The organism is Paenirhizobium selenitireducens ATCC BAA-1503 (assembly GCF_000518785.1).
Lineage (GTDB): Bacteria > Pseudomonadota > Alphaproteobacteria > Rhizobiales > Rhizobiaceae > Allorhizobium > Allorhizobium selenitireducens.
Genome location: NZ_JAEG01000008.1, coordinates 322,736 through 348,505, shown reverse-complemented (window position 1 = coordinate 348,505; position 25,770 = coordinate 322,736). Strand labels below are relative to the sequence as shown.

Here is a 25,770-nt window from a genome sequence, read left to right as displayed (position 1 = left end):
ACATGGCCAAACTCACACGTGCCGAACTGGAAAATCATCTCTGGAAATCCGCCGACATACTGCGTGGCTCCATCGATAGCTCCGACTACAAGATCTACATCTTTGGCTTTCTGTTTCTGAAGCGGCTTTCTGATCGTTTCGAGGAAGAGGCCAAAGAGGCGATCCGTCAGGGAATGCCGGAGGATGTCGCCTATAGCGACCCGGACGAGCATGAGTTTTTTTTGGTTGAACGTGCGCGCTGGTCGTCGATCAAGAAGCTGACGACCGGCATTGGCGATCACCTCAACAAGGCATGCGCCGCGATTGAGGATGCCAATCCCTCGATTGAAGGCGTGCTGGCCAATATCGACTTCAACTCCGAATCTCGCCTTGGCGATGCCAAAAACCGCGAGGGCGTTCTGTTGCGGCTGATCGACCACTTCTCGCGCATCGACCTGTCCAATGCCTCCCTGTCCGAGCCGGACATGCTCGGGCGCGCCTATGAATATCTGATCGACAAATTCGCAGACGACGCGGGCAAGAAGGGCGGCGAGTTCTATACACCCCATCACGTCGTGCGTCTGATTGTCGAGCTGCTGGACCCCCAGCCCGGCATGCGCATCAGCGACCCCACCTGCGGCTCAGGCGGCATGCTGGTTCAGGTTGCGGAACACGTGGCGAAGCTTGAAGGCAAGCGGCTGGGTGAAGCGCTGAACATTACATTGCATGGGCAGGAAAAGAACCTTGGCACATGGGCCATCGCCAAGATGAACCTGTTGCTGCATGGGCTTCGCGATGCGCGAATTGAAAAGGGCGATACGATCCGCAATCCGCGCCTGCTCGATCAGGACGGCAATCTATTCCTTTATGATCGCGTGATCGCCAACCCACCCTTTTCGCTGGATAGTTGGGGCGCGGAGGATGTCGCGGGAGACAGTGAGAAGAAGAGCCACAACCGCTTTATCTATGGCATTCCGCCTAAGAACATGGGCGATCTGGCCTTCGTTCAGCACATGGTGGCGACGCTCAATGCCAAGGGTATCTGCGGCGTGGTGATGCCCCATGGGGTGCTGTTCCGCGGCTCGGGCGACGGACGCATTCGCGAGGCGATGCTGAAAGCCGATCTGTTCGAGGCGATCATCGGCCTGCCGGAAAATCTGTTCGCCGGCACCGGCATTCCAGCGACCGTTTTGATCCTAAACAAGGCAAAGGCACCTGAGCGCAAAGGCAAGGTGCTGTTCATCCATGGTGCGAAGAAATTTGAGGAGCGGCCCAAAAAGAACATCTTGGGTGAAGGCGATATCAGGGACATCCGTGACGCTTTCCGCGCCTGGAAAGACGAGGAGCGCTTCTGCCGTGTCGTGGACATGAAAGAAATCGAGGAGAACGATTTCAACCTTAACATCTCCCGCTACATCGACACGCTTGAACCGGAAAAGCCGATCGACGTGAAAGCTGAACTTGGCAAACTTTGGGCCGCCGAGCAGGCGCGCGACGAAGCCGCCGCGCGCATGAATTCCCTTCTCAAGGAGATGGGTTATGTCGTTTAACCTGCCGAAGGGCTGGGAGAAGCTAGAGTTGGGCGTCTTCTGTACAGAACACCGCCGGAGGGCAAAATCTGAGGATCTTCCAATCTTCTCAGTGAGCAAAGACTATGGCCTGATCGCGCAGGCTGAGCTTTTTGATCGTCGTATCGCGAGCGCTGACACCTCCAACTACAAAACGCTCAAGCGCGGCGAGTATGCCTACGACCCGATGCTGCTTTGGACCGGCAGCATCGGCTGCCTTTGGCGCTCTGAGGAGGCGATGATTAGCCCGGCCTACACCACCTTCGGCATTGATAAGAAGACTGTGCTGCCAAAATTCTTCGACACGTTGATAAAGATGCCGAGGATGGTCGAGCGCTATCGATCAATTTCGCATGGAACCAACGTTCGACGGAAGAAGGCACATTTTGACGATTACGCAGCTCTAGTGGTCGCTATTCCCCCACTCCCCGAACAGTGTGCGATTGCCGAAGTCTTGGGCGCGGTGGAGGAGGCAATCGCCAAGACGGAAACGCTGATTGAGGCGCTAGTAGAAAGCCGCGTTGAGTTGACTCGCGACTTTCAGGGCAGCGAGGAGCAACCGAAATGGCCTTTGCGGTCGATCGGTTCACTCGTTCGACAGTGCCAATATGGACTTTCGATCCCGCTGGATGGCGAAGGCGAGGTGCCTGTTCTAAGAATGCCGGATATCGGGGATGGTCGAGTAAATGTTGATATCGGCACCCTCAAATCAACGGATGTGACACCTCCTGAAATTGCTTCATGCGCAATTAGAGAAGGTGACATCCTGTTCAACAGGACGAACAGCCAAGCTCTAGTTGGCAAAACCGGTATCGTCAGGGATGCTCCCAGCACGCATATTGTCTTCGCGAGCTACCTTATCCGACTTGTCGCAAAGACTGGCGTCAATCCTTTCTGGATGAATGGCGTCTTAAACCTCCCACGCACCCAAGAGCGATTGAAAACTTTGGCTACACCGGGTGTTTCGCAATGGAATATCAATTCGAAGACGCTCAAACGCTTTGAAATTGCTGTCCCACCGAAAGCCGATCAGGACCAATTTGCATACCTTTACGAGGCCATTGAGGCGCGGCTGGATGCCGAGCGCGCAAAGCTGAGTGCTACGCTTGAGGTGCGCGCTGGTCTCGCGCAAGAACTGCTCTCGGGTCGGCTCCGCCTTCCAGACAGCATGATTGTGCGGCATCGTGACAAAGCCGGACAAGCTGCATGAACGAGACCAGTGAACAGCTCGAGCGTGAATGGGTAGAGGGGCCGGCGACGGACCTGCTGCGGGTGCTGTTCGACTATAAGCCCTTGTCACCAGAAGACGTGCGACGGTTGCGTGATGGTCTGGCAACAGAACCGGTTCTGACGGTTCGCCTTACGGAATGCCTGAAGCGCCTTAATCCGTGGCTTGGCGAGGATGGCGTTCGCCGCGCTGTAGCGGCGGTCACGCGCGTTACGGCCGTCGATGTGATGGAGGCTAACGAGAGGGCTTATACGGCCCTCACCTACGGCGTGACGGCCCCCCATACGGAAGGCGGCAGACGACAGGATCGCAATGTGCGGTTCTTCGATTTCGATGATCCATCCGCCAACAGGTTCGAGTTCGCCCGCCAAGTTGCCATCAAAGGTGCTCGTCAGGACATCATCCCCGATATCGTCGTTTACGTGAACGGTCTCCCGCTCGCAGTGATCGAATGCAAATCGCCTTCGCTGGCCGACCCGATGGGCGAGGCAATCCGACAGTTCCGCCGTTATGAAAGCCGGGATGAATTCGCCGGGCTTGGCGCCCCACGCCTGTTCGAGACGGCGCAGATTTCCATCGCGCTGGCGCGCGACGTGGCGAAGTACGGCACGACGCTGACCCCCCCTCGCCAATGGGCCGAATGGAAGGACCCCTATCCGCTCACGCTTGATGCCCTCGCGGCGCAATTGGGACGAACACCAACCGGGCAAGACATTTTGCTTTCCGGGCTTCTCGCACCCGCCAATCTGCTCGATCTCATCCGCAACTTCGTGATGTTCGAGACCATCGATGGTCGGCGGATCAAGAAGCTGGCGCGCTACCAGCAGTTCGTTGCCGTTGGCAAGGCGATTGAGCGCATCCGGACAGCACCCAATCCGCAGCGTCGTGGCGGGGTCATCCACCATACCCAAGGCTCTGGTAAATCGCTGACGATGGTGTTTCTCGCGACCAAGTTGCGCCGCCTTCCCGAAGCTGAAAATCCGACGATTGTCATCGTCACGGATAGAACCGACCTTGATGACCAGATCACCGGGCAATTCCAGCGCTCGGGCTTCGCCAACCCCATCCAGGCTGAAAGCGGTGACGCGCTGCGCAAGGCTCTGTCGGGCGGTGCTGGAACGACAGTTCTGACCACCGTCCATAAGTTTCACAGCGCCGTCCCGAAACGCTCTTCCGTGATCTCCAAGGAGCGGAACGTCTTCGTGATGGTCGATGAAGCGCACCGGACGCAATACGGCGCGCTTGCCGCCCGGATGCGCGCGGGGCTACCCAATGCTTGCATGATCGCCTTCACCGGCACGCCCATCGACAAGAAAGACCGTAGCACCCGTGAGGTCTTCGGCGACTACCTGCACCGCTACCTGATCGACCAGGCTGTTAAGGATGGAGCGACCGTCCCGATCTACTACGAGATGCGCGATGCCCGCATTAGGATCGACGGACGCGATTTCGAAAGAGAAGTTCGGGCAGCATTTCCGGAACTATCCGAAGACGAGATTGCGAAACTCAGACGCGGCACCGGGCTCCAGGAGAAGCTAGCTGGAGCGCTCGCCCGGATCGAGGTAGTGGCCAAAGACATACTAGAACACTACCGGAGTACGATTGAGCCAAATGGGTTTAAGGCACAGATTGTGGCTGCCAATAGAGACATAGCGGTTACTTATGTCGAATCGTTGCGGAGGCTGGGCGCGCCAGAGTGTGCGCTCATCATGTCCGCATCGAACAATGACAGAGCCCGGCTGCAAGCCCATCACCTATCCAAGCGCGACCGCGACACCTTGATAGGCCGGTTCAAGAAGCGCGACGATCCGCTGAAATTTTTGGTCGTGTGCGACATGCTGCTGACCGGGTTTGACGCGCCGGTAGAGCAGGTTCTGTATCTCGATGCGCCTCTCAGGGAGCATACGCTTTTGCAGGCGATTGCTCGCGTGAACCGCACCGCTGACGGCAAGACCTATGGACTGGTCGTGGACTATTGGGGAGATAACCGGCGCATCGCGGATGCCTTGGATATGTTCTCCGACGAGGATGGCATAGCCAGTGCGCTCCGTCCGCTGTCTGAGAAGATCCAGCTTCTTGAAAGTCGGCACCGAGCAGCCATCCGGCTCTTCGAAGGCCTTAGCCGTCAGGACGATACCGCTTGCGTTGAACTGCTGCGTCCGGATGACATCCGCACCAAATTTGAACTCGACTTCCTACGTTTTGCCGAAGCCATGGACATGGTCTTGCCTGACCCCAAGGCGTTGGACGAACCCTATCCATCCGACCTGAAGTGGCTATCGCGCATTCGCGTTCTCGCACGCCGCGCCTATCACGAGGAGCCGTTTGACCCGAAGGACTACGGCGCGAAGGTCGGCGAGATTATCACCAATCACCTCTCGGTGACGGGTGTCGAGCAGTTGTTGGTGAAGTTCGATATTCTCGACCCCGCCTTCCGTCCGCATCTGGAAAGCCTGCGGTCGAGCGATGCCAAGGCTGCCGAGATCGAGCACGCCATCCGCCAGGAAATCCACGTCCACCGCGACGAAAACCCCACGGCTTATACCTCGCTTTGGGAACAGTTGGAGCGGATCGTCAACGACAGGCGGGAAGCTCGCGTGTCCGCTGCCAGCGCTTTGACCCAGCTTGAAGCAATGGTCGGGCAAGCCGCAGGTATTCGCTCCGGCGCGGCGGGCAGGAGCGACGGCCTCACTGGAACGGCGGTCGCCATCCTGCCGTTGATTGACCCCGATCTACCCGACGTCGAGCGCTTCCGGAGCGCTGCCGGTATCACCAAGGCGCTCGAAGAATATGCCGAAGTCGTTGACTGGCATCATAAGGAGGACGTGCAGCGGCAGATGCGTCGATCCATCAAGGAGCAATTGCGCAGTTTGGGATTGGATGCGCACAAGATCGAGGCGACGACAGCAAAGATCATGGATGTCGCCCGCGCGAGGTATGCGGGATGACGGACGCGGCTCAGCATTCCATCGTTTTTGGCGGCGAGACATTCGCATTCCTGATCGAGCGGACAGCACGCCGGAAAACCGTGGCGATATCGGTTGGCTTCGATGGAGTGCGTGTCCTCGCACCATCAGACCTGGATGATGAGCGCGTCCTTGGCATCGTTCGAAAGAAGGGCGCTTGGCTGCTTCGCAAACAGGCGGCGTACCGCGAACTTGGGGGACAGCCGGCTGCAAAGGAATTTGTGAGTGGCGAGACCTTCCACTATCTCGGCCGCCAGTATCGCTTGAAGCTCATTCCCGACGAAACCGCCGTCACGACCCGGATTGCCGCGAGAGGTTCGACCCTTGTCGCACCGGTGCTGCCGAATGGCCATGCATCCGTTCAGCGTGCGGCAGTCCGCAGCGGGCTCAGGCACTGGTATCGAGCGCATGCGATCCAGCATTTCCCTGCCCGCGCGCGAATGATCGCAGAGACGCTTGGCATTCCGACACCAGTAGTCAAGATCGTTGATCAGTCCAAACGCTGGGGAAGTTGCGACGCAAGAGGACGCATCCGTCTAAACTGGCGCTTGGTGATGGCCCCAATGCCGTTGGTCGATTACGTCATTGCTCATGAGGCGTGCCATGTTCTTGAGCACAATCATTCACGGCGATTTTGGCGCTCCTTGGAAACAATCATGCCGGACTACGAGGATCGCCTAAGAAGACTTGATCGGATGGGGCATCAGTTCATTTGGTAAAGCAGGCCCGATAGGGTGGGGACGGCGATAAGCTTACTCGTTGCCTAAAATGGCGAAGTGGCTTGGACGGCGCGCTCCGCTATTCATGGCTTGCGGCCGTTTCTTGGCCAGGACGCCTTTGCGCATGATTTCTTGAAAGCGGAATAGGAGCACCATGCCCCCGCCGCGCTTTTGTTAGCGGTAGATGGCCCGAAACGTACCGGTTGGATGGAATGCTCACGTCGCATCCAAGGTAGATCTAGAAAGCATCGACATTGGGCCAGATGGAAAATGCGAGTGTGGCAATGTACTCACTCCTTTCTCTGATATCGGTCTCATCCCATTTTTCCCGCTGGACGAACCACTTGTTCAAAAACAACCCAGTGTGCTCGGCGAATTTTTGCTTCTTCTCTGAAAATTGCTTGTTTCCTGCCGATATGTTCAAGCCTCCTGTGATCAACGTGAGGTTTCCCAATGTATTAATAACCGTCGCCCTCCCTAGTGCCGCTGGAGATCCGCTGTAAGGTGCGGAGTATTCACCTTCGGCAAAAGGCCATTCCTCCGTCCAAGTCCGGGGGAGCACATGTTCGACCCACAGACCGGCCGGACGCTCGTGCTTTTCGGCAAGCGTCGATCGCGACGCGACCTCCAATTCCCAGAGGATGTCGACGAGCCGTGGTTGAGGCGAGATACCGTAGGCGTCTTCCGAGAGAATTCCCGCACGAAATTCACGGTCATCAGGAAAGCGGACGCTGTTTCCCTCCTTGCCTTCGAAAAATGCCCGGAAGGTATTAATCGAAGCGCCATCCTGACGAAACTTGGCCGCCAGCGTCTGGAAGACGTTGTTTAGGTTCTTTGTCGTCAGGCCGCACAGCGCTCGGCGCACCAGATACGAGTAAAGCAGCCGCGTCACTGCCTTGCGCGAAAACTGAGACACATCGTCCGCCCCCAGTTGCATGGCAACCGGGTAGACCGTAGTTGTTTGCCATGTCGCCATCTTGCGACCGAACCATGCAAGGTCCGGATCGGCATCCTTCCGGCCTTCCAAAGTTTCATAGAGCGGCGAATAGTGTTCTAGCAGCTTGAGTTCGTCCTCTACTTTCTCGAATCGAGGCTTGCCGTTGGGCACCGCAAACATCCGGTATTCCGCATAGAGCTCCCTCATGGAGATTTTCGCACCGGTCTCGGCGGCCAGCGTATGCGCCAGGAAGTGATCAATCCGGGGGCGCGTTGGACGCGCGTTGGGCGCTGCCTCGCGCCACCATGTATCGTCGAGCGGATCCCACAATTTTCGATAAAGCTCCTCCACCTGGGCCCCCTGCTTCTCAGCCCGATGAAAGATGTTGTTCCGCACAAGATCCATTGCGAGTAGCGGCTCGCCCTTCGAGTTTAGCGTCTCGAAGATTACCTGAGCATCGTCGTTCTCACCGAGAGTTATAACGACCAGCTTGAGTCGCTCGAGGACGGCATTCAATAGCGCTTCAAGACGCTCCGCAGCCAGTTCGGCATCCTCGCTCTTTCCATCGCCGGCCACCTGGTCATCACTATCGTCCTCCGGCGGTGCATCGTCGCTCGGTCCGTTGACTAGGAATTCCTCGATCCACTTATTGAAGAGGAAATAAGCCCGAAATGCCGGAAACTGGGTGTTCTTTGGCACGCTTGCTCCCCAGAACAGGGAGCGATATTTCGCGACGACAGCACTAAACTCCATTTCCATCAGATCGTGGAAGAGCTCTCGATCAGACGGAGTGGGCGTAAGCTTGAATCTCGTGAGCGGATCGATGTCCTTGCTTTTCTTATTGTTGAACAGGTACCCGTTCACGTGCGCGATCAAATCAATTAGTTCGTGCCGCCTCGCAACCTCTCTCAGTGCCACAAGAAAGAGCTGAAAGGTTGTCAGGCGCTGTTGCCCGTCCACGACCTGCACGACTGGTGTCTTGCTGATCTGTGAGCCAATATCGACTGGAGCGATAATCAGTGCTCCCATGTAATGCGCGAACCTGCTTTCTCCGGATAGCACCTCTGCCGCTTTGGCCTGGACATCCTCCCAGAACGGCAGAAGCCGATGTTCGGCCCACTGATATTTTCTCTGATATAGAGGAACGATGAAACGACGGTCCTCCTTAAGCACCGCTTCAACCTTGTAATCGTCAGCGTCCATCACAGTTCCCCCCTTGTTCAAGCTAAGCCAACACTAAGCATATTCCATTGCTGTCAAAAACCCTTGGTTTTCCTTAACGTGCGAAATGCAACTGCGGAGATTTGGACTGTCCAAGAAGAATTGTTACTAAGCTGGTTGGGCCGCTACTCAACGACGCATTTCGAGCTGCTGAGTTGTCAGAGCCATATTCATCCATCATGGACACGGTTGCCCGTCGGAAAACATGAAGCACAAATCAGTCTCATCCTAAAAAAGTAAGGTGGGCTCTGAGACACCTAGGCAAGCTGGTTGGAAATTGTGCGGTTACTGCGCGGTCACCGTTATGTCATTTCGCGGAATTCTGAGACCGTTCATTGCTTGTTTTGGCCGTTCAAGCCAGTCCAATAGGGGAACGCCGCGCAAACGCGCACTCTGGTGTATTCGATGAAAAAAGGTGTACGTGTTCGCATTGCGCGAACAAGACAATTAAATGCTTGCCAAGGTTGGGGTCGGGCGTTCGAATCGCCTCACCCGCTCCAATTCTTCTTCTCCTAGAATTACGAAGAAATGCCGGGCAAACGCGCCATCGGCAGCGTGCCGCGTGGTGCGGATTTTTGGCCCGAGCGGCTATCCCCTTTCGAATTTCGTCCTATAGTTCCACCCGGCATTCAGGCGGGGGGACAGGACATGGCCGGCAGGCTCGAAGGAAAGATCGCAATCATCTCCGGCGGCGCAACCGGCATGGGCGGGGCTGCCTCGCGGCTCTTTGCCGCCGAGGGCGCCAAGGTCGCGGTCATCGACCGCAACGGCGAGGAGGCGGCAAGGACCGTCACGGCCATCCGCGATGCGGGCGGGGTGGCCGAAAGCTTCGTCGCCGACGTTTCCGACGAGGGGGCGGTCAACGCGGCGGTCAAGGCGGTCGAGGAGACGTACGGCCCCGTCACCGTGCTCTTCAACCATGCCGGCACGATCGTCATCAAGCCGTTCCTGGAAACCACGCTCGAGGAGTGGGACTGGCTGCATGCCGTCAACGTGCGGTCGATGTTCCTGATGACCAGGGCGGTGCTGCCCGGGATGATCGGCGCCGGCGGTGGCTCGATCGTCTGCACCTCGTCGATTTCGGCGGTGGCGGCGACGCCGATGGAAGTGCTCTACGACACGACCAAGGGTGCCGTGCACATGTTCTCCCGCGCCATCGCCGTCGAGTTCCGCGACCGCAACATCCGCTGCAATGCGGTCTGCCCCGGCTTCATCCGCACGCCACACGGCCTGCGCGAAGTGGCGGAGCTCACCGCCCATGGCATCGACGTCTCGGAGGCGGCGATCGCCGCCCAGCAGGGGCGGATCGGTGAGCCGGAGGACGTGGCGCGCGCCGCGCTCTACCTCGCCAGCGACGAGTCCGCCTTCGTCAACGGCGTGCATCTCTTCGTCGACAACGGCTTTACCGCGATCTGACGCGGGGTCTTTCTCAGCTTTTCGAAAACACGTAGTCGGTTTCCTGGCGCAGCACTTCGCCGGGGCGCAGCACGGCCTTGGGGAAATCGGCGTGGTTGATCGCGTCCGGCCAGATCTGGGTTTCCAGGCAGAAGCCGGCGAAGGGGCCGTAGGCACGGCCTTCGAGGCCGGGGACGGGCACGTCGAGATAGACGCCGGCATAGAACTGCACGCCGGGTTCGGTGGTGCGCACTTCCATCGTCACGCCGGAATTGATGCTGCGGGCTAGCGCCACCGAATGCTTGGGTCCACGGACGCGCGTCAGACAGAAATTGTGGTCGTAGGGGACTTGGCTGCCCTCGATCTGGCGTGCGATCGGGGTCATCTCGCGAAAATCGAAGGGCGTCGCCGCAACGGGGCGCAATTCGCCGGTCGGGATCAGGTCGCGATCGACCGGCAGATAGCGGTCGGCGGCGATCATCAGGTCGTGACCGAGGACGTCATCGCGGCCGTCGAGGTTGAAATAGGCGTGCTGGCAGACATTGACGGGGGTCGCACGGTCGGTGCGGCTTTCGTAGATCACCGACAGCACGCCCTCGTCCTTCAGCGTATAGATCGCGCGGATGGTGCAGTTGCCCGGATAGCCGGCACGGCCGTCGGGATCGACGACTTCCATCGTCACGTGGTCGTGGCCGAGATCGACGATCGTCCAGTTCATCCGCCCGGTGCCGGTCGAGCCGCCATGCAGGTGGGTAACGCCGCGCTCGTTCAGCTCCAGCTGGCAGTCCTTGCCGTCGATCGCAAAGCGGCCACGGGCGATGCGGTTGGCGCAGCGGCCGGGCGAGGCGCCGAAATAGGGGGAGTGCTGCTCGTAGTCCTCGAAGCGCTCGAAGCCGAGCACCAGCGGGGCGTCGTGGCCGGCAAGGCGCAGGTCCTGGATCGCTGCGCCGAAGGTGATGATGCGTGCCGTCAGCCCGCCGCCGGTCAGCGTCACCCGCTCGACCGTCTCGCCTGCCAAGGTCGTGCCGAAGATTTCCCTGCCCGTCATGCCTTGCCCCCGTTTGCGGTCTTTCGCCGTCTATCTCGCCAGTTCGCGCGCGGCGTCTTCCAGGCCGCCGAGCGTCAGCGGGTACATCCTGTTTCCCATCAGCTGGCGTATCATGCCGACCGACTGGGTGTAGCCCCAATAGTCTTGTCTCAGCGGGTTGATCCACAGGCTGCGGCGGAAGTGTGCCGTCAGCCGGTCGATCCACACCGCGCCGGGTTCCTTGTTCCAGTGTTCGACCGAACCACCCGGCTGGCTGATCTCATAGGGGCTCATCGACGCGTCGCCGACGAAGATCAGCCGGTAGTCCGGGCCGAAGGTGCGGATGATGTCGTCGGTGCCGATGACCTCGGCCATGCGGCGGCGATTGTCCTTCCACACCCGCTCATAGGGGCAGTTGTGGAAGTAGAAATAGTCCATGTGGCGGAATTCGGATCGGGCGGCGGAGAACAGTTCCTCGACGGTCCGCACATGATCGTCCATCGAACCGCCGATGTCGAAGAACATCAAGAGCTTGACGGCATTGCGCCGCTCCGGCTGCGTCTTCACGTCGAGATAGCCGTGTTCGGCGGTGGCGCGGATGGTGCCGGAGAGGTCGAATTCGTCCGCAGCACCCTCGCGGATGAAGCGACGCAGGCGGCGAAGCGCCACCTTGATGTTGCGGGTGCCGAGTTCAACCGTGTCGTCGAGATTGCGGAACTCGCGCTTGTCCCAGACCTTCACGGCGCGGCGGTGGCGGCTCTCGTGCTGGCCGATGCGCACGCCTTCCGGATTGTAGCCATAGGCGCCGAAGGGCGAGGTGCCGGCGGTGCCGATCCATTTCGAGCCGCCCTGGTGGCGCCCCTCCTGCTCGGCGAGACGCTGGCGCAGCGTCTCCATCAGCTTGTCGAAGCCGCCGAGCGCCTCGACCAGCTTCCTGTCGTCCTCGGACAGGTGCTTTTCCGCGAGCTTCTTCAGCCATTCCTCGGGGATCGGCACGGTTTCGACGCCCTCGCCGCCGGAGACGGCCTCCAGCCCGCCGAACATCTCGGCAAAGACCCGGTCGAAGCGGTCGATATGGCGCTCATCCTTGACCAGCGCCGTGCGGGCGAGGAAATAGAAGGCTTCGGTGTCGAAGTCGGCGAGCCCCTTTTCCATGCCTTCGAGAAGGGCGAGGAATTCCCTGAGCGTGACCGGGATCCGCGCTTCCTTGAGCTTGAGGAAAAAAGGGATGAACATCGGTGGTCAGAAATTCTGCTGGTAGACGATGAACGGCGTTTTCTCGGCGATGCGGTCGTAGAGGCGGCGGGCCGTCGCATTGAACTCCTGCGTCATCCAGTAGACCTCCCTGGCGCCTTCTGCTTTCGCCCGCTCGTCGACCGCCTCGATCAGGGCCCGGCCGATGCCGGTGCCGCGGATCTCGGGATCGGCATAGAGATCCTGAAGATAGCATATGTTGTCGATGTGCCAGCAGGAGCGATGGAAGAGATAGTGGGCAAGCCCGACCGGCCGGCTGTCGACCCATGCCAGCAGGCCCCGGAATTCGCCCGGCGCACCGCCGGTCAGCCGGACGAAGGTCAGGGCGTAGATCTCCTCCGGCAGCTCCGTCTCGTAGAAGGCGAGATAGGCCTTCCACAGGCGACGCCATTCGGTTTCGTCCTGCGTGCGCAAGGGGCGGATGTCCACGGTCGCGGCCATGTCAGCGCCCCGTGCCGATCTCTTGCAGGTCGTACGGCGTCGTCTGGTAGATCTCGTTGATCCAGTTGCCGAACAGGAGATGGGCGTGGCTGCGCCAGCGGTTGAGCGGCGTCAGCGTCGGATCGTTGTGCGGGAAATAGTCGTGCGGCATCTTGATCGGCACGCCGGAATTCACGTCGCGGAAATACTCCTCGCCGAGCGAGGTCGAATCATATTCGACATGGTTGAACATGTAGAGCCGGTTGCCGCGCTTCTCATGCACGAGGCAGACGCCCATCTCGTCGGATTCCATCAGGATCTCGAGGTCCGGGTGCTTCTCGATGTCATTACGGCGCACTTCCGTCCAGCGCGACACCGGCACCTGGAAATCGTCGGAAAAGCCGTTGAGATAGACGGAGGCCGGCGACAGGTTGCGGTGGCGATAGACGCCGAAGGCCTTCTGCTTCAGCGCGTGCTTCGGCACCTTGTGGAAGTGATAGATAGCGGCCATGGCGCCCCAGCAGACATTCATCGTCGAATGGACGTTGGTTTGCGTCCAGTCGAAGATCTGCTGCATCTCGTTCCAGTAGGTCACCTCTTCGTAAGCCAGGTTCTCGACCGGGGCGCCGGTGACGATGAAGCCGTCGAACTTGCGGTCCTTCACCTCTTCCCAGGTCTGGTAGAAGGACAGGAGATGTTCTTCCGAGGTGTTCTTGGCCTTGTGGCCGCCGACGCGCACGAGGGTGAGCTCGACCTGCAGCGGCGAGGCGCCGATCAGGCGGGCGAACTGGACCTCGGTCTTGATCTTGTTCGGCATGAGATTGAGCAGGCCGATCTGCAGCGGGCGGATGTCCTGGCGGACGGCCACCGTCTCGGTCATCACCCGCACGCCCTCGTTGACGAGGGTTTCAAAGGCGGGCAGCGTATCGGGTATCCTGATCGGCATCGTTTCTCATTCCCAGCATCGGCGGAAAAACCGCAAAATAAAACCGGCGGCGAGAAATCGCGACCGGTGCTCGGGAAAATAACGACTTTCCTCGGCCCCTTTAGCGATTTCTTTAACGTGGCTGCAAGCCGGCCGGCCAAATCACCACGGGACAGCCGGTTATTTACGCCTGTTGGAGCGGCGAATCAATGGGGGTCGGTCGGTTGCGTGTCATAGACAGGCTGGGCGAGGCGGATGCGACTTCTTTCGGCAGTGGGTGAGGGACCCCCCTCTGTCCTGCCGGACATCTCCCCCTCAAGGGGGGGAGATCGGCGTGGGGCGGGCGCTCGCCTGACCGCTACCCCCGAGCAAGTTGCAGGATCTTGTCATCTGATGGTGGCTTCGGCCGCATACCAGCGGCAACTGTTGTCGGGATCTGAGTCATGTTGTTGCGGCATCCGGGCGATATCCACATTCCGATCTCCCCCCTTGAGGGGGAGATGTCCGGCAGGACAGAGGGGGTAGCCCAGCAACAGACGATCACACGCGGGCGACCGGGACCTAGCGCTCGCGCCGCGCCATAAACGCCAGGCGTTCGAACAGGTGCACGTCCTGCTCGTTCTTCAAAAGGGCGCCATGCAGCTTGGGCAGGGCCTGTTTCGGGTCGGCGCGGAGATCGGCGGGGTCGACGTCTTCGGCGACCAGCAGGCGGATCCAGTCGAGGGCTTCGGACGTCGACGGCTTCTTGCGCAGGCCCGGCGTTTCGCGGATCTCGTAGAATTGGGTGAGTGCCGAGCGGATCAGCGTCTGCTTGATGCCGGGATAGTGGACCTCGACGATGCGGGTGAGCGTTTCGGCGTCGGGGAAGCGGATATAGTGGAAGAAGCAACGGCGCAGGAACGCGTCCGGCAGTTCCTTCTCGTTGTTCGAGGTGATGATGACGATCGGGCGAACGGCGGCCTTCACGGTCTCGCCGGTCTCGTAGACATGGAACTCCATGCGGTCGAGTTCCTGCAGCAGGTCGTTGGGGAACTCGATGTCGGCCTTGTCGATCTCGTCGATCAGGAGCACGGTCTTGCGGCCGGCGGCAAAGGCCTGCCAGAGCTTGCCCTGGCGGATGTAGTTGCGGACGTCGTTGACCCGCGCGTCGCCGAGCTGGCTGTCGCGCAGGCGCGAAACCGCGTCATATTCGTAGAGGCCCTGCTGCGCCTTGGTGGTCGACTTGATGCTCCATTCGATCATGTCGAGGCCGAGCGCCGCGGCCACCTGGCGGGCGAGCTCGGTCTTGCCGGTGCCGGGCTCGCCCTTGACGAGCAGCGGCCGCTCAAGCGCGATGGCCGCGTTGACGGCGACCATCAGGTCCTTGTCGGCGATATAGTCGGCGGTACCGGTGAACTGCATGCTCAAGTCTTCCTGGCTGATCTTTGGCGGTGAACCTAGTGGCGCAAGGGGTGCAGTGCAAGATGGCGGGGCGGCCGGGAGCCGTGGCGGCGCGGCAGATAAAGCTTGTAAAAATGCAGGAATCTGACAGGCTGAACGAAGCGACACATGCTGCCCGTTGGTGTTCCGACCCTTGTCTCCGCGGGCAAGAAAGTCACATTCGGGACCGCGGCGGGCGCATTCCCGGCAGGTCCTGCCAAGCTCTCGGCATCCCCCGCCGCATTCGCTTCGAAGACGAAGTTTCTACCGCCAGCCGACCGAAGATCACCTGTTCCCGATCGAGCGCCGCCATCAAGGGCGGCCCGCGATCCTTCACCGAAGGAAGACACCCATGGCCAAAGGTCAGGTACGTTCGAACCGCGAAGCCCGAAAACCCAAGAAGGACAAGACCAAGGCCGATGCGCCGAAGGCGACCGGCTTCGCCAGCCAGCTGAAGAATGCCGAAACCTCCAAGGACGGCACCGCCAAGCGCTAAAGCGCCATCGGGCTCAGCGATACCACGACACAGCGTCGTGCCCGGCCTGATCGGCGCCCCGGCGCACGGTCAGGCGGCGAGGGGCCCAAGCAATCGGCCTTTCCCTTCCCGGCCCATATGCGCTATGGGCACATCCATGACGGACACGACCTTCACCATCCTGCTCGGCGGGGCGCTCATCCCGACCGAACGGCTGAAAGCCGCGGTCGCGGGAAGCCGCGCCATTGCGGCCGACGGCGGCATGCGCCATGCGGCAGCACTCGGCCTTTCGCCGGAATTGTGGGTCGGCGACTTCGACAGTTCCGCCGATCTGCCGGTCGAGGATTTCCCCGGCGTGCCGCGCCTGCCCTATCCGGCGCAGAAGGCGGCGACCGACGGCGAGATCGCCGTCGAGGAGGCGCTGTCGCGCGGGGCAAGGCGCCTGGTGCTGGCCGGCGCGCTCGGCGGCGAGCGCTCGGACCATGCGCTGATGCATCTGCTGTCGGGCGTGGCGCTGGCCAAGGGCGGCATCCAGGTGATGATGACCTCCGGCAGCGAAGAGGCATTTCCGCTGCTTCGCGACGATTTTACCCTCGACCTGCCGAAGGGCTCGCTGTTTTCGGTTCTCGGCCTGTCGCCGCTTGCCGGGCTGATGATCGGCAATGCCCGCTATCCGCTCAATGATTTTGCGCTGCCCTTCGGGTCGTCGCGCACCATTTCCAACGTCGCGGAAGGTCCCGTGCGGTTCTCGCTGAAAAGCGGCGATGCCGTCGTCCTTGCCCGCCCTTACGATTTTACCGGAGCTTGACCTTGGCACCACCCATTCTCAAACTCGACGACATCGTGCTCTCCTTCGGCGGCGCACCGCTTCTCAACGGCGCCGGCCTGCAGGTGGAGCCCGGCGACCGCATCTGCCTGGTCGGCCGCAATGGCTCGGGCAAGTCGACACTGATGAAGATTGCCGCCGGCATGGTCGAGCCGCAGTCGGGCGAGGTGTTCCGCCATCCGGCAGCCACCATCCGCTATCTGGAACAGGCGCCCGATTTCGGCGCGCACAAGACGGTGCAGGCCTATGCCGAGGCGGGGCTCGGGCCGGGCGACGATCCGTATCGCGTCACCTATCTTCTGGAGCATCTGGGGCTTTCCGGCCAGGAAGACCCGGCAAGCCTTTCGGGCGGCGAGGCCAGGCGCGCGGCGCTGGCCCGCGTCATGGCGCCGGAACCCGATATCCTGATGCTCGACGAGCCGACCAACCATCTCGACCTGCCGACCATCGAATGGCTGGAAGGCGAGCTGGCCAAGAGCCGCAGCGCGCTGGTGGTGATTTCGCATGACCGCCGCTTTCTGGAAAAGGTTTCGACCGCCACCGTCTGGCTCGACCGCGGCCTGTCGCGCCGGCTCAATCGCGGCTTCGGTCATTTCGAGGAATGGCGCGACAAGGTGCTGGAAGAGGAAGAGATCGAGCAGCACAAGCTCGGCAAGGAGATCCAGCGCGAGGAGCACTGGCTGCGCTACGGCGTGACCGCAAGGCGCAAGCGCAACATGCGCCGCCTCGGCAACCTGCAGAGCCTGCGGGCCGAATATCGCGGCCACAAGGGACCGCAGGGCACGATCCAGGCGAGCGCCACGGAAGGCCGCGAGTCCGGCAAGCTGGTCATCGAGGCAGAGAAGATCACCAAGGCCTATGGCGATCGCACCATCGTAGCGCCCTTCTCGATCCGGGTTCATCGCGGCGACTGCATCGGCCTGATCGGCCCGAACGGGGCCGGCAAGACGACGCTGCTCAAGATGCTGACCGGCCAGCTGCAACCCGACAGCGGCACGGTCAAGCTCGGCACCAATCTCGAGATCGCCGTGCTCGACCAGAAGCGCGAGGACCTCAACCTTGAGGACACGCTGTCGCACTACCTCACCGACGGGCGCGGCGAGAACCTTCTGGTCAACGGCGAGCAGAAGCATGTGACCGGCTACATGAAGGAATTCCTGTTCCAGCCGGAGCAGGCGCGCACCCCGATCAAGAACCTGTCCGGCGGCGAACGCGCCCGGCTGATGCTGGCGCGGATGATGGCCAAGCCGTCGAACCTTTTGATCCTCGACGAACCGACCAACGACCTCGACATCGAGACGCTCGACCTGTTGCAGGAAATCGTCGCCGGCTATACCGGCACGGTCATCCTGGTCAGCCATGACCGCGACTTCCTCGACCGCACCGTGACCTCGACGATCGCGCCGGCCGATCCGGAACACCCGGACGGTCGCTGGATCGAATATGCCGGCGGCTATTCCGACATGCTGGCGCAGAAGAAGGGCGCCGAGGACGAGCGCAAGAAGGCTGAAAAGGCCGAGAAGGCGAAGACCTCCGAGGCGAAGTCCGGGGACACGGGCGGCAAGGCCCGCGGCAAGCTCTCCTACAAGCAGAAGTTCGCGCTGGAGAACCTGCCGAAGGAGATGGAGAAGACGCAGAAGGACATCGCCGCCCGCGAGGCGAAGATGGCCGATCCGAACCTCTTCGCCAAGGACCAGGCGACCTTCAACAAGCTCGCCGCCGAGACGGAAAAGCTGCGCGCCGACCTCATCCGCATGGAAGAGGAATGGCTGGAGCTGGAAATGCTGCGCGAGGAGCTGGAGGGGTAGGCGCTGCGAAACGGCGCGATCGTTTCGGCGCGATGGGCGTCAGCGAACAAAGAGTGTCAAAACCGCGCAAACAATAAGGAAGACGAGCAGGAAGTAGCCCAGCTTGTTTTCCTCGGTGGAAACTCTCCATCTGTGGGTCTTGGTGTCCCTGAGATCGTATTTGATGACCACGATCATCCCGAGAAGCATGATCGCGGAAAAGGCATAGGACCTCACGGTGGCTGTGAGCCACTCCCCTCCGTCGCTCATGACTGCGGTGCCGGCGGCTCCCTGTCGCAGCTGATTCGCTCCAGATGCAGCAGGTTCGGCGACAGCGTGTCGTAGAAGGCGCCGGAGCGGCCGATATAGATCAGGGTCGAGCCGGAGAGTTCGGCCAGCACGCCGGAAAGCGTGGTCACGGTATCCGGCTCGAGTCCTTCGAGAACGTCGTTCAGTACGATCCAGCGCGGCTTGCGCAGAATGAGGCCGGCGAAGGCGAGCGCCATCTGCTCGTCCTTGTCGAGCAGCCGGTCCCAGCGGGCGCGCTCGTCGAGCTTGCCGGCGATGCGGGAGAGGCCGACGCGCCTGAGCGCCGCGACCATCGCCTCGTCGGTGAAGCCGGCCGAGGCGAGCGGATAGGCAAGAACGCTCCGGAGCTTGCCCTCGGGCAGGTATTCGAGCTGGGGCACGAACAGGATGTCGTCTTCCTGCGGCAGCAGGATGCGGCCATCACCATAGGGCCAGAGGCCGGCAATGGCGCTGAACAGCAGCTTGCGGTTGACGCCCTGGTCGCCGTTGATCATCACCCGCTCGCCGACGGCGATGGTCGGGTTCGTTTCCTTGATGCGGAAGCCGTCGAGCGTGCAATCGCCGTCGACATGCGCGGCGATCGCCACCGATTCGAACGTCAGCCGTCCCGGCTCGCCCTTGACGACGACGATCCGGCCTTCGGCGGGGCCGTCGTCCATGTCGATCAACGCGGCGCGCAACGTAGACACACGCAGCAAGGCGGCCTTCCAGTCGGCGATGGCGCCGAAATTGTCGACATACCAGCGCAGCGCCGAATGGACCTGGTTGAAGGCCGCCGCCGCCATCATCAGGCCGCCGAAGGTCATTGTGCCGGCAAAATAGGCCGGTGCGGCAATCAGGATCGGCACCAGGATGGCGAGCCAGCCGAAACCGGCGGTGACCCAGGTGAGATTGGTCAGCGCCTTCGCCAGATGGCGGATGGAGCGCAGCACCGCGTCGAGCTTTTCGTGGATGTGGCGGCGCTCGGTTTCCTCGCCGCCGGCGAGCGCGATCGCCTCGAGGTTTTCGTTGGCGCGCATCAGCGAGAAGCGCAGCTCGGCCTCGTTCGCATAGCGGGTGGCGTTGAGGCGGGTCAGCTTCCAGCCGACGACCTGGCTGAACAGCGAGGCGATGCCGGCATAGGCGACGGCACCCCAGACCATGTAGCCGGGGATCGAGAAGCTGTAGTCCCGGAAGTGGAAGACGAAGCCGCTCGACAGTTGCCAGAGCACGCCGATGAAGCTGACCAGAAGGATGGTGGCCTGGACCAGGCCGATCGACAGCGACGTGGTCATCTCGGCCAGCTTGCGGGCGTCCTCGTGCAGGCGCTGGTCCGGATTGACGCCGAGCGGGCTCGTCATCATCAGGCGATAGGCACGGCGGTCGGCCAGCCATTCGTCGACGACGTTGCGGGCCAGGCCCTCGCGCATGTAGAGCGCCGTCATCTGGTTGAGCCAGGTCTGGGTAACGTTCAGCAGCAGCAGGACGCCGGCGATCTTGCCGAAATTGCCGAGTTCGACGATGAAGGCGTCGAGGTCGCGGCGCTCCAGCGAGTTGTAGAAGGGTGCGTTCCAGCGGTTGAGCAGGATCTGTCCATAGGCGGTGACCAGGATGATCGCCAGCAGGGCTGCGGCGAGCAGGAGGATACGGTTGCGCACCGGCGAGGACCAGAAGGATGCGCCGGCGATGGCGAGTTGCCGCCGGAAGCTGAGTTCGACCGTGGGAGCGTCCTCAGGTGCGGGGGTCGGGGTATCTGATGCCGTATTGAACATGCAGTCTCTGTCTCGCCGTATCGGCCGTACCAGATATCATGCCTGCCGCGCTTGTCCATGCGAGGCGGTTGAAATCCAGCGGTCCGGGCCATCAGTTTAGCGTGAATGTATTGGCAAAGGGTTTGCGCATGATGACAGGCCGACCGCCCTCTCCGGCTTGCCCTTGATGTCTGCCGCTTGCCAGCCGCGCGCCTCCACGCTATGTGTCTTCCTGCTCTAACGGGGTGCCTTTAGTCCGGAAACGGATCGATGGCTGAGAGGCTTTCAAGCCAACCCGCGGAACCTGATCCGGTTAACACCGGCGGAGGGATTAGACGCGTGTCATCAGAAGACGCCCTATCCCGAATTTTCAACATGCAAAGGAGGGGCACTTCATGCCGACCCATAGACATATCCATCTTCGCCGCGGCCTTGCCGCGCTCGCCATGCTGGCGTTCACCGCTTCGGTGGCCTCTGCCGCCGACAAGACGCTGACCGTCTATACCTATGAGAGCTTCATCTCCGAATGGGGTCCGGGACCGAAGGTCAAGGAAGCCTTCGAGAAGACCTGCGACTGCACCGTCGACTTCGTCGGCGTCGCCGACGGCGTGGCGCTGCTCACCCGGCTGAAGCTGGAGGGCACGGGCACCAAGGCGGATCTGGTGCTGGGCCTCGACACCAATCTGGTGGCGGAAGCCAAGCAGACCGGGCTGTTCGAACCGCACGGCATCGACGTCTCGGCGGTCAAGGTGCCCGGCGGTTTTTCCGACGATGTCTTCGTGCCCTATGACTACGGCCATTTCGCCGTGATCTACGACACCGAGACGATGAAGACGCCGCCGCAGAGCCTGAAGGACCTGGTCGAGGGCGATGCCAAGGACAAGATCGTCATCGAAGACCCTCGGACCTCGACGCCGGGGCTCGGCCTGCTGCTCTGGGTCAAGTCGGTCTATGGCGACGAGGCGGACGAGGCCTGGGCCAAGCTCAAGGGCCGCGTGCTGACCGTCACCCCCGGCTGGTCGGAGGCCTATGGTCTGTTCACCAAGGGCGAGGCGCCGATGGTGCTGTCCTACACCACCTCGCCGGCCTATCACATGGTGGCGGAAAACACCGAGCGCTACCAGGCGGCCGCGTTCTCCGAGGGTCACTATATCCAGATCGAGGTGGCGGGCCTCGTCAAGGGCGCGCCGCAGAAGGAGCTGGCGCGGCAGTTCCTGTCCTTCATGGTCACGCCCGGCTTCCAGGACACCATTCCCACCAACAACTGGATGATGCCGGCGGCAGCGACCTCCGAGCCGCTGCCGGAAGCCTTCGGCAAGCTGGTCTCGCCGGAAAAGACCTTTCTGATGACGCCGGAAGAGGTGGCGACGCATCGCAAGGCCTGGATCGACGAGTGGCTCGCCGCCATGACGCTCAACTGAGCATGGCGGTTCTGCGGAGATCACGAATGGACGAGAGGCTGCCGGCGATCGCCGGCGGCCTTTTCGTGCTGGCGCTGATCGCCGGTTTCGTCGCAACGGCAGTCGCCGCGCTGCTTTCGGTCGGCGGCGAGACGTCGGCGACAACGATCATCAGTGATCCGGTCGTGCGCCGGGTGTTGTGGTTCACGCTCCTGCAGGCGGTGCTTTCGACGCTGATCTCGGTTGCCGCCGCGATCCCGGTGGCGCGTGCGCTCGCCCGCCAGCCGCGGTTTTTCGGCCGCCAGTGGCTGATCCGGCTGATGGCCGTGCCGATGGGCCTGCCGGTGCTGATCGGCGCGCTCGGCATCGTCGGCATCTGGGGGCGACAGGGCGTCGTCAACGACATGCTGGCGGCGCTGGGTTCGAGCGAACGCTTCAGCATATACGGGCTTTCCGGCATCCTGATCGCCCATGTGTTCTTCAACCTGCCGCTCGCCGCCCGGCTGATGCTGGCGAGCCTCGAGCGCATTCCCGCCGAATACTGGCGCTCCGGCGCCAGCCTCGGCATGGGCGGGCTGTCTGTCTTCCGCTTCATCGAATGGCCGGTGCTCCGACGCGTCATACCCGGCATTGCCGGGCTGATCTTCATGCTGTGCGCCACCAGCTTCACCCTCGTCCTGGTGCTCGGCGGCGGGCCGGCGGCAACCACCATCGAGGTGGCCATCTACCAGGCACTGCGGCTGGATTTCGATCCGGCCGGGGCCGTGGCGCTGGCCTTCCTGCAGATCGTCGTGACGGCGGTCATTCTCGGGGTCATGGCGCTCTTCCCCGCCCCTGCCGATCCCGGCTCGACGCTCGGTGCGGCGGCGCAGCGCTTCGACGGGCGTACGGCGCTCGCCCGCTTCAATGACGGCGTGGTGATCCTCGCCTCGGCGCTTTTCGTCGGCCTGCCGCTCGGGCAGGTCCTGCTCGCCGGTCTCCGGTCTGATCTCGGCAGGCTTCTCACGGACAAGGCGGTGCTCGACGCGGCCGCGACCAGCCTGACTATCGGATTTTCGGCGGCGCTGGTTTCGGTTCTGGTCGGCGTGGCCGTCATCCGCGCCCGCGCGGCCCTTGCCGAGGGCAAGCGGCGACCACCGCTGGCGACCGTCGTCTCGGGCGCGCTTGCCGCGGTCTCGTCGCTGGTTCTGCTCGTGCCGACGGCCGTGCTCGCCACCGGCTGGTTCCTGGTGCTTCGAGCCCAGGGCGACGTGGCGCGCTATGCGGCGGGCGTGGTGGTCGGCATCAATGCGCTGATGGCGCTGCCCTTTGCCATGCGGGTGCTTTCGCCGGCCTTCGAGGCGCATCGGCTGCGGAGCGCCCGGCTTGCCGACAGCCTCGGGATCCGGCGGATGGCCCGGTTCCGCTTCATCGACTGGCCGGTGCTGCGCCGGCCGATTTTTACGGCCTTGTCCTTTGCCATGGCGCTGTCGCTCGGCGATCTCGGCGCGGTCGCCTTGTTCGGTTCGGAAAACATCACCACTCTGCCGTGGCTGATCTATAGCCGGATGGGCGCTTATCGCAACCAGGATGCGGACGGGCTGGCGCTTCTGCTCGGCCTCGTCTGCCTGCTGCTGGCGCTGGCGGGAACGCCGGAACCTCGGCGAAAGGAAACAAGCCATGCCGGGTAAGAATGCCAGCGCCGTCGTGCTCGAGGATGTCCGGCTGAGACTCGGATCGGCCGAATTCCATTTCGACTGCCGCATTGCCAGGGGCTTCATCACCGCAGTCGCCGGGCCGTCCGGCTCGGGCAAGTCGACGCTGCTCAACCTGATCGCCGGCTTCGAGCAGCCGGATGCCGGTCGCGTGCTGATCGGGGAGGAGGACGTGAGCGGGCTTTCGCCGGCCGATCGTCCCGTGTCGCTGGTGTTCCAGGACAATAATCTCTTTGCCCATCTCGATCTCTTCACCAATGTCGGGCTGGGCATCGACCCGGCGATGCGGCTGAAGCCGGGCGACCGGCTGGCGGTGAGCGAGGCGCTGGCACGCGTCGGGCTCGGCGGCTGCGAGAAACGCCTGCCGGCGACGCTGTCGGGCGGCGAGCGGCAGCGGGCGGCCTTTGCCCGGGCGCTGGTGCGCAGGAAGCCGGTCATGCTGCTCGACGAGCCGTTTGCGGCGCTCGATCCGGGGCTGAGGGCGGCGATGGCCGACCTGCTGCTCGACCTGCATCGCGAGACGGGCCACACGATCGTCATCGTCACCCATGATCCGCAGGAGGTGGCACGGCTCGCCGCCGACGTGCTGTTCCTCGAAGCCGGCCGGATCGCGCTTGGGGCGGCGCGGGAGACGTTTCTCACCCGAACCGATATCGCGGCCGTTGCCGATTTTCTCGGTAAGGCCGACGGCGGCTGAGGCGGCGGTAAAAAGCCTTCGCCTTATTTTGGACGTTCGCCGATGCCATTCGCTGAAGAGGAACTCAGGGTCCATGTTTCTGCCTTTTCGTTCCTACTTATCCAGCGTCGCCTCTTTTTCCTCATGCAATTTTATCCATATCTAACGAATGATGTTAAAAGAGCCACACCGAAGCGAGGTCTCGTTTTCCGGATCGATTTCCGGTTGCGTCGATGCTTCGAGCGATTCAAAAGGAGGTTCGAGGGCGCGTTGTTGTTGGGGCAGGATGAACGTTATGGGCGGTAAAGGCGTATCGCTTGTCGATCGCGTGCGGCGACACCGTCAGGCCGGTGTTGCACGAGGCGCCGTCGCGCTTCTCTGCGCCTCGCTGGCGCTCAGCTCCTGCCAGACCCTGTTCGAGCAGGCCTATGTGCCGACCGTCGGCCCTTCCGACAATCCGCAGATCGTCGACCAGGTGCAGAAGGACGATCCGCGGGCCCAGATGGGTGCGCGCGAGCATCCGCGCATCGTTGCGAGCTATGGCGGCGAATATCACGACGAGAAGACGGAAAAGCTGGTCGCCCGGATCACCGGCGCGCTGACCGCGGTCTCGGAGAACCCGAACCAGTCCTATCGCATCACCATTCTGAACTCCCCGGCGATCAACGCCTTCGCGCTGCCCGGCGGCTATCTCTACGTGACGCGCGGCCTGCTGGCGCTGGCCAACGACGCCTCCGAAGTGGCGGCCGTGCTCTCCCACGAGATGGCCCATGTGACGGCGAACCACGGCATCGAGCGGCAGCGCCGCGAAGAGGCGGAAGTGATCGCCAGCCGGGTCGTCGCCGAAGTGCTGTCGAGCGATCTCGCCGGCAAGCAGGCGCTGGCGCGCGGCAAGCTCCGGCTCGCCGCCTTCTCCCGCCAGCAGGAACTGCAGGCCGACGTGATCGGCGTGCGCACGCTCGGCGAAGCCGGCTATGATCCTTATGCGGCCGCCCGTTTCCTCGATTCGATGGCGAGCTACAGCCATTTCACCTCGGTCGATCCCGATGCCGACCAGAGCCTCGACTTCCTGTCGAGCCATCCGAACGCGCCGCAGCGCGTCGAGTTGGCCAGACGCCATGCGCGCGCCTTCGGGCCGGAGGGCACGCACGGCGAATCGGGCCGCGACTATTATCTCAAGGGCATTGACGGCCTGCTGTACGGCGACAGCCCGCAGGAGGGCTATGTCCGCGGCCAGACCTTCCTGCATGGCAGCCTCGGCATCCGCTTCGAGGTTCCCGACGGTTTCCAGATCGACAACAAGGTCGAGGCGGTGCTGGCGACCGGCCCCGGCGACGTGGCGATCCGTTTCGACGGCGTGGCCGATGCCGAGCGCCGCAGCCTGTCCAATTACATTTCCAGCGGCTGGGTGACGGGTCTCCTGCCGGAGACGATCCGCGAGATCACCGTCAACGGGCTGGAGGCAGCGACCGCGCGCGCCTCGGCCGAACGCTGGGATTTCGATATCACCGTCATCCGCATCGGCCCGCAGATCTTCCGCTTCCTGACGGCCGTTCCGAAGGGCAGCGCCGTGCTCACGCCGACCGCGGATAAGCTGAGGGCGAGCTTCCGGCGCATCACCCCGCAGGAAGCGGCGACGCTGAAGCCCCTGCGCGTGCGCGTGGTCACCGTCGGCCCGGGCGATACGATCGGCACGCTTTCGGCACGCATGATGGGCACGGATCGCAAGCTGGAACTCTTCCGGCTGATCAATGCGCTGGGACCGACGTCCACGGTTCAGGCCGGCAACAAGGTCAAGATCATCTCGGAATGAAA

At 62.1% G+C, this 25,770-nt stretch carries 20 protein-coding genes and 2 riboswitches; of the genes, 12 read left to right on the top strand and 8 right to left on the bottom strand.

Annotation, left to right across the window (positions count from 1 at the left end; genetic code table 11):
- The first annotated feature begins 2 nt into the window (after positions 1–2).
- Genes L867_RS0113250 through L867_RS0113235 form a run of 4 tightly spaced genes read left to right on the top strand, consistent with a single transcriptional unit; the run spans position 3 to position 6,460 of the window.
- Positions 3–1,529 (top strand): type I restriction-modification system subunit M, encoded by a 1,527-nt coding sequence (locus tag L867_RS0113250; RefSeq protein WP_028737343.1) that lies wholly within the window; start codon positions 3–5, stop codon positions 1,527–1,529.
- Positions 1,519–2,757 (top strand): restriction endonuclease subunit S, encoded by a 1,239-nt coding sequence (locus L867_RS0113245; protein ID WP_028737342.1) that lies wholly within the window; start codon positions 1,519–1,521, stop codon positions 2,755–2,757. Before L867_RS0113250 ends, L867_RS0113245 begins: the two co-directional genes overlap by 11 nt.
- Positions 2,754–5,723 carry a type I restriction endonuclease subunit R gene (locus L867_RS0113240; RefSeq protein ID WP_028737341.1) on the top strand — a complete coding sequence of 990 codons (2,970 nt, stop codon included), beginning with the start codon at positions 2,754–2,756 and terminating at the stop codon, positions 5,721–5,723. Before L867_RS0113245 ends, L867_RS0113240 begins: the two co-directional genes overlap by 4 nt.
- Entirely contained in the window at positions 5,720–6,460 is a 741-nt protein-coding gene (locus L867_RS0113235; protein ID WP_028737340.1) for a M48 family metallopeptidase, read from the top strand. Before L867_RS0113240 ends, L867_RS0113235 begins: the two co-directional genes overlap by 4 nt.
- Before the next feature lie 238 nt (positions 6,461–6,698).
- On the opposite strand, the gene L867_RS0113230 is transcribed toward L867_RS0113235, so the two are convergent.
- Positions 6,699–8,600, bottom strand: a complete 1,902-nt coding sequence (locus L867_RS0113230; RefSeq protein WP_028737339.1) for a DUF262 domain-containing protein — start codon at positions 8,598–8,600, stop codon at positions 6,699–6,701.
- Positions 8,601–9,266: 666 nt separating this feature from the next.
- Here L867_RS0113230 and L867_RS0113225 point away from each other — a divergent pair.
- Positions 9,267–10,034, top strand: a complete 768-nt coding sequence (locus L867_RS0113225; protein WP_028737338.1) for an SDR family NAD(P)-dependent oxidoreductase — start codon at positions 9,267–9,269, stop codon at positions 10,032–10,034.
- Between the two features lie 13 nt (positions 10,035–10,047).
- Here the strand turns inward: L867_RS0113225 and L867_RS0113220 are convergent, their stop codons facing one another.
- The 5 genes from L867_RS0113220 to L867_RS0113200 form a co-directional block, all read right to left on the bottom strand.
- Positions 10,048–11,061, bottom strand: coding sequence for an aldose epimerase family protein (locus L867_RS0113220; RefSeq protein ID WP_028737337.1), 1,014 nt, complete (start codon positions 11,059–11,061; stop codon positions 10,048–10,050).
- Positions 11,062–11,091: 30 nt separating this feature from the next.
- Positions 11,092–12,276: a vWA domain-containing protein gene (locus L867_RS0113215; protein WP_028737336.1), complete on the bottom strand. Its 1,185-nt coding sequence runs from the start codon at positions 12,274–12,276 to the stop codon at positions 11,092–11,094.
- A 6-nt stretch (positions 12,277–12,282) separates the two neighbouring features.
- Positions 12,283–12,735, bottom strand: coding sequence for a GNAT family N-acetyltransferase (locus tag L867_RS0113210; RefSeq protein WP_028737335.1), 453 nt, complete (start codon positions 12,733–12,735; stop codon positions 12,283–12,285).
- Position 12,736: 1 nt separating this feature from the next.
- Positions 12,737–13,660: a homoserine O-acetyltransferase MetA gene (metA, locus tag L867_RS0113205; RefSeq protein ID WP_028737334.1), complete on the bottom strand. Its 924-nt coding sequence runs from the start codon at positions 13,658–13,660 to the stop codon at positions 12,737–12,739.
- Between the two features lie 79 nt (positions 13,661–13,739).
- Positions 13,740–13,818: riboswitch (SAM riboswitch) on the bottom strand.
- A 382-nt stretch (positions 13,819–14,200) separates the two neighbouring features.
- Positions 14,201–15,040, bottom strand: coding sequence for an AAA family ATPase (locus L867_RS0113200; protein ID WP_028737333.1), 840 nt, complete (start codon positions 15,038–15,040; stop codon positions 14,201–14,203).
- A gap of 370 nt (positions 15,041–15,410) precedes the next feature.
- Here L867_RS0113200 and L867_RS27705 point away from each other — a divergent pair, with 370 nt between their 5' ends.
- From L867_RS27705 to L867_RS0113185, 3 genes are all read left to right on the top strand, one after another.
- Entirely contained in the window at positions 15,411–15,554 is a 144-nt protein-coding gene (locus L867_RS27705) for a hypothetical protein (RefSeq protein WP_169734075.1), read from the top strand.
- Positions 15,555–15,690: 136 nt separating this feature from the next.
- The gene (locus tag L867_RS0113190; protein ID WP_028737332.1) at positions 15,691–16,341 is read left to right on the top strand and encodes a thiamine diphosphokinase; all 651 of its coding nucleotides are present in this window, start codon (positions 15,691–15,693) and stop codon (positions 16,339–16,341) included.
- Positions 16,342–16,343: 2 nt separating this feature from the next.
- Positions 16,344–18,167 carry an ABC-F family ATP-binding cassette domain-containing protein gene (locus L867_RS0113185; RefSeq protein WP_028737331.1) on the top strand — a complete coding sequence of 608 codons (1,824 nt, stop codon included), beginning with the start codon at positions 16,344–16,346 and terminating at the stop codon, positions 18,165–18,167.
- A 39-nt stretch (positions 18,168–18,206) separates the two neighbouring features.
- Here L867_RS0113185 and L867_RS0113180 read toward each other — a convergent pair whose 3' ends face one another.
- Both L867_RS0113180 and L867_RS0113175 read right to left on the bottom strand, forming a co-directional pair.
- Positions 18,207–18,416 carry a hypothetical protein gene (locus L867_RS0113180; protein WP_028737330.1) on the bottom strand — a complete coding sequence of 70 codons (210 nt, stop codon included), beginning with the start codon at positions 18,414–18,416 and terminating at the stop codon, positions 18,207–18,209.
- Entirely contained in the window at positions 18,413–20,206 is a 1,794-nt protein-coding gene (locus L867_RS0113175; RefSeq protein WP_028737329.1) for an ABC transporter ATP-binding protein/permease, read from the bottom strand. The genes L867_RS0113180 and L867_RS0113175 overlap by 4 nt, the downstream gene beginning before the upstream one ends.
- 210 nt (positions 20,207–20,416) lie before the next feature.
- A riboswitch (TPP riboswitch) is annotated at positions 20,417–20,533 on the top strand.
- A 98-nt stretch (positions 20,534–20,631) separates the two neighbouring features.
- Here L867_RS0113175 and thiB point away from each other — a divergent pair.
- The 4 genes from thiB (at position 20,632) to L867_RS0113150 (ending at position 25,768) form a co-directional block, all read left to right on the top strand.
- Complete coding sequence (gene thiB, locus L867_RS0113170) at positions 20,632–21,606, top strand: thiamine ABC transporter substrate binding subunit (protein ID WP_051438973.1); 975 nt, start codon at positions 20,632–20,634, stop codon at positions 21,604–21,606.
- A 26-nt stretch (positions 21,607–21,632) separates the two neighbouring features.
- Positions 21,633–23,255 carry a thiamine/thiamine pyrophosphate ABC transporter permease gene (gene thiP / locus L867_RS0113165; protein WP_037173298.1) on the top strand — a complete coding sequence of 541 codons (1,623 nt, stop codon included), beginning with the start codon at positions 21,633–21,635 and terminating at the stop codon, positions 23,253–23,255.
- Positions 23,245–23,976, top strand: a complete 732-nt coding sequence (locus L867_RS0113160; protein ID WP_028737326.1) for a thiamine ABC transporter ATP-binding protein — start codon at positions 23,245–23,247, stop codon at positions 23,974–23,976. The genes thiP and L867_RS0113160 overlap by 11 nt, the downstream gene beginning before the upstream one ends.
- 274 nt (positions 23,977–24,250) lie before the next feature.
- Positions 24,251–25,768 (top strand): M48 family metalloprotease, encoded by a 1,518-nt coding sequence (locus tag L867_RS0113150; protein WP_037173296.1) that lies wholly within the window; start codon positions 24,251–24,253, stop codon positions 25,766–25,768.
- Positions 25,769–25,770: the final 2 nt, after the last annotated feature.